This is a genomic window from Methylobacterium sp. CCH5-D2 (assembly GCF_001556475.1).
GTDB lineage: Bacteria > Pseudomonadota > Alphaproteobacteria > Rhizobiales > Beijerinckiaceae > Methylobacterium > Methylobacterium hispanicum.
In genome coordinates this window covers 1-3750 of sequence record NZ_LSIX01001153.1, presented here as the reverse complement: position 1 = coordinate 3750, position 3750 = coordinate 1, and the positions used below count along the sequence as shown (strand labels likewise).

The 3750-nt window shown below is 74.8% G+C and carries 4 protein-coding genes and 1 pseudogene; 1 reads left to right on the top strand and 4 read right to left on the bottom strand.

Features of this window, described 5'->3' with window-relative positions; all coding sequences use genetic code 11:
• Positions 1-117: 117 nt before the first annotated feature.
• Entirely contained in the window at positions 118-1191 is a 1074-nt protein-coding gene (locus AX737_RS31295; protein ID WP_066928082.1) for a putative sulfate exporter family transporter, read from the bottom strand.
• Positions 1192-1325: 134 nt separating this feature from the next.
• On the opposite strand from AX737_RS31295, the gene AX737_RS31290 reads away from it, so the two are divergent.
• Entirely contained in the window at positions 1326-1556 is a 231-nt protein-coding gene (locus AX737_RS31290) for a hypothetical protein (protein WP_066928080.1), read from the top strand.
• Between the two features lie 168 nt (positions 1557-1724).
• Here the strand turns inward: AX737_RS31290 and AX737_RS31285 are convergent, their stop codons facing one another.
• The 3 genes and pseudogenes from AX737_RS31285 to AX737_RS36610 form a co-directional block, all read right to left on the bottom strand.
• Complete coding sequence (locus AX737_RS31285; RefSeq protein ID WP_066928078.1) at positions 1725-2534, bottom strand: GntR family transcriptional regulator; 810 nt, start codon at positions 2532-2534, stop codon at positions 1725-1727.
• A gap of 75 nt (positions 2535-2609) precedes the next feature.
• The gene (locus AX737_RS31280; protein WP_066928076.1) at positions 2610-3599 is read right to left on the bottom strand and encodes an Ldh family oxidoreductase; all 990 of its coding nucleotides are present in this window, start codon (positions 3597-3599) and stop codon (positions 2610-2612) included.
• A gap of 4 nt (positions 3600-3603) precedes the next feature.
• Positions 3604-3750 (bottom strand): annotated as a pseudogene (locus AX737_RS36610) (3-phosphoglycerate dehydrogenase); the annotation flags it as partial.

Genomic DNA, 3750 nt, shown 5'->3' with positions numbered 1-3750 from the left:
GGACCCGCGCCTGACCGGGGCTAGGCTCGCTCGGCATATGCGATCGCCCTGCCCAGAGGGAGAGGGGGCACGGCGCGGCTCAACCCAACCGGCCGAACCCTTCGGCCCGAAAAGGTCTCAGCCGAGGCCGAGCCCGCGGATCAGGACGAGGCTGATCGCCAGCAGCACGAGCAGGGAGCCGGTGACCGCGAGGGTGACGCGGGCGCCGACGCGGGCGAGCACCCGCACGTCCACGCCGAGGCCGAGGGCCGCCATCGACACCACCGTGAGTAGGCCCGCGAGCCGCGTGACCGGCTGCACCACCGCCTCCGGCACCAGCCCGAGGGAGCGCAGGGTGGCCAGCGCCAGGAAGCCCAGGATGAACCAGGGCACCAGCTTGAAGAAGCCGAGGCGGCGCGGCCCCGCCTTGCCGGTCGCGCCCTCGGGCGGCAGGTGCGGGGCGATGAGCGCGAAGGCGACCACGACGGGCCCGAGCATCAGCACCCGCACGAGCTTGACGAGCGTGCCGACCTGGGTGGCGAGCAGGCTGATCGGCACCGTGGCGGCCAGCACCTGCGGCACCGCGTAGACGGTGAGCCCGGCCAGCACCCCGTACTGGTGCTCGCTGAGGCCCGCGAGCGGCAGGAACAGCGGCAGGCCCAGCACCATCAGCACGCCGAGCACCGCCGTGAAGGCGATGGAGGCGGCGACGTCCTTGCTGTCGGCGCCGATCACCGGCGCGACCGCGGCGATCGCCGAGTTGCCGCAGATGGCGTTGCCCGACGCCACCAGGATCGCCATCCGGGCCGGCAGGCCCAGCGCCCGGCAGATCCCGTAGCTCGCGGTGATCGCCAGGATCACCGTCCCGACGATGCCGATGAGGAGCGCGGGGCCGGAGGCCACGATCGCCCCGAGGCTGATCGAGGTGCCGAGCAGCGTGACGGCCACCTCCAGCACCTGCTTGGCCGAGAAGGCGATGCCGGCCCGGTAGCGCTCGCCCGGCACCCAGACGGTGCGCAAGGCGATGCCCGCCAGGATCGCGACGACCAGCGCCTCGACATAGGGGTGGCCCGTGAGATGCTCCTCGACCGCCTGCACCGCGACCGCCGCCGCCGTGATCGCGAGGCAGACGAGGAGCCCGGGCAGGAGCGAGGGCGCCTCGCCGGCGGCCGTGCCGGGCAGAGCCTCCTTCGCGGGTGCCTTGGCGCTCATGGTCTCGTCCTCACACGGTAGGGGAACAACGCTCTCTCTCCGGCGCCTTGGGAAGAAGGGCGTTCTCCCTGAGCGTGGAAGATCGCAGCGATGCAACCATTGTCTGCTCCCGGGCCGGGCGCGATACTCCGCCCATGCCCACTCTCGTCCACCCGCGGCGTTCCGCCTACGACCCGTTCGGCGAGCCTGTCGAGCGGCCCGGCCACCGCGACGCGATGCCGGACGGATACCGGGCGCGCAACCTCGGCGTCGCCCTGTTCTGGGGCCTCGCGCTCCTCATCCTCGCCGGGCGCGTCCACTTCGCCGCCCACGCGGCCGTCCCGTCCGCCGCGATCGAGCGCCCCGCCCCCGCGCTGACGCGCTGACGCCCGCTCCCGCCCGACGGGGATCCGCACGGCCGCCGGCCGATGCGCAGATCGTGCCGCCCCGAGAGGTTCCGTCATCCGCGATCCGCGATCGCGCGCTCCGTCCGGCCGATGCAGCGCGTTCCCCCTGGTTTCTCGCCGCGGAACGCCGGCGGCGCTGGGCCCCGGTCAGCGCAGGACCGAGAGGTAGTGGATCTCCTGCGTCAGGCAGGTCGAGAGGCGCCACTCGACCGGCCGCTCCTCCAGATCGACGGCGACGCGGTCGATCTCGAGCGCGGGCGTGCCCTCCGCCACCTCCAGCAGGCCGGCCTCGCGGGCGCCCAGCGCCACCGCCTTGAGGCGCTCGTTCGCGGTCGCGATCGTGATGCCGAAGCGGGCGGCGTAGAGGCTGTAGAGGGTGTTGGGCAATTCGATCTGGGCGATGCCGGGGAAGAGGGACGCCGGTACGCTGATCGTCTCCGACACGCAGAGCCGCGCATCGACGAGGCGCACGCGCTCGATCCGCACCACGCGGGCGGCGCGCGCGAGATCGAGGCGCCCGCGCTCGTCGGCGCTGGCGGGCGCTTCCGCGATCGCCGTGACCCGGCTGGTCGGCATGCCGGTGCCGTCGCCGTCGGGCCTGAGCTTGAAGAAGCGGAAGACGCTCTGCTTGTCGTCGTGGTCGGCCACGAAGGTGCCGCGGCCCTGGCGGCGCACCAAGAGGCTGTCGGCGGTCAGCGCGTCGAGCGCCTTGCGCACCGTGCCCTGGCTGACCCCGAGCTCGGCGGCGAGCTGCCCCTCGCTCGGCAGGATCTGGCCCGGCTGCCAGACCGCGTCGGCGAGGCGCTTCAGCAGCGTGTCGTAGACCTGCCGGTAGAGCGGCCGGAAACCGACCGCGCCGCCGCGCCCCGAACCCGCCTGACCTGCGCCTGACCGTTCCATCTCGTGACGACGCTGTGCCCCACCCGCGGGCAGAGCGTCGAAGGATGTGTCCAGCACCTCTCCCTCCTCTCGCTTACGTCGCCCCACCGGCCGGGGCAATCACAGGTTCGCCGCGCCGCACAGGCGATCCACTCACAGGGCCCGGATCTCCGCCACCAGCGCGTCGGGCAGGTCGAGGCCGGCCTCCGCCGCGCGCTGCCGCAGGCCGAGCCGGCGGGCGCCCGGCAGGCGCGCACCATCCTGGCCCTCGATCGCCCCGGCGAGCGCGGCGAAGCGCTCCGGCGCGTCCGGGCTCAGCGCGGCGGCGTCGATGGCGATGATGAGCTGGCCGGTGCCCGGCGGGTCGCCCTCCGCGTCGAGGAACGAGGAGGCCTCGTCCGCGAAGCGCGCGCCGACGAGGCCGGCGGCGAGCACTTCCACCATCAGGGCGAGCGCCGTGCCCTTGGCGTCGCCGAGCGGGACCATCGTGCCCGCGAGCGCGGCCTTGGCGTCGGTGGTGGGGTGTCCCTCGGCGTCGAGGGCCCAGCCCTCCGGAATGGCCTCGCCGCGCTTGGCCGCGCCCACGATGTTGGCGCGCGCCACCTTCGAGAGGGCGAGATCGACCACGATCGGCGCGCGGCCCGGCAGCGGGCAGGCGAAGGCGAGCGGGTTGGTGCCGAACACGGCCCGCCGGCCGCCCCAGGGCGCCATGGCGGCGGGCGTGTTGGCGAAGAGGAGCGCGACGCACGATTGCTCGGCCAGCGCCTCGACCGGGCGGCCGGCGGCGCCGCAATGGTGCGAGCGCCGGATGCCCGCGGCCGCGATGCCCTGCTCCCGGGCCATGGTCGGCAGCGCCTCGAGGGCGAGGTCGATCGCCGGATAGGCGAAGCCGTGCGCGGCATCGACCGCGAGCAGCCCCGGGCGCGGGCGCTCGGCCCGGGGGAGGGCGTCGCCCACCACCTTGCCGGCCCGCACCTGGGCCGCGTAGGGGGCGACGCGCGAGAGGCCGTGCCCCTTCAGGCCGTCGGCCTCCGCGCCGACGAGCGCGCGGGCGACGCTGCGGGCGGCGGGCTCGAGGGTGCCGCAGCGGACGAGCGCGTCGGCGGCGAGCGCTTCCGCTTCCGTGAGGGTGAGGGTGGCCATCGCCTTAGCGCTCCGTGAGGTGGCGGCGCACGGCCCGCGCGGTGACGGCCGAGACGCGCACGTTCGATTCCTGCGTCACGCCCGCGATGTGGGGCGTGAGGACGAGGTTCGGCACGCCCGCGAAGACGGCGCCGGCCGCGGCGTCGAGCGG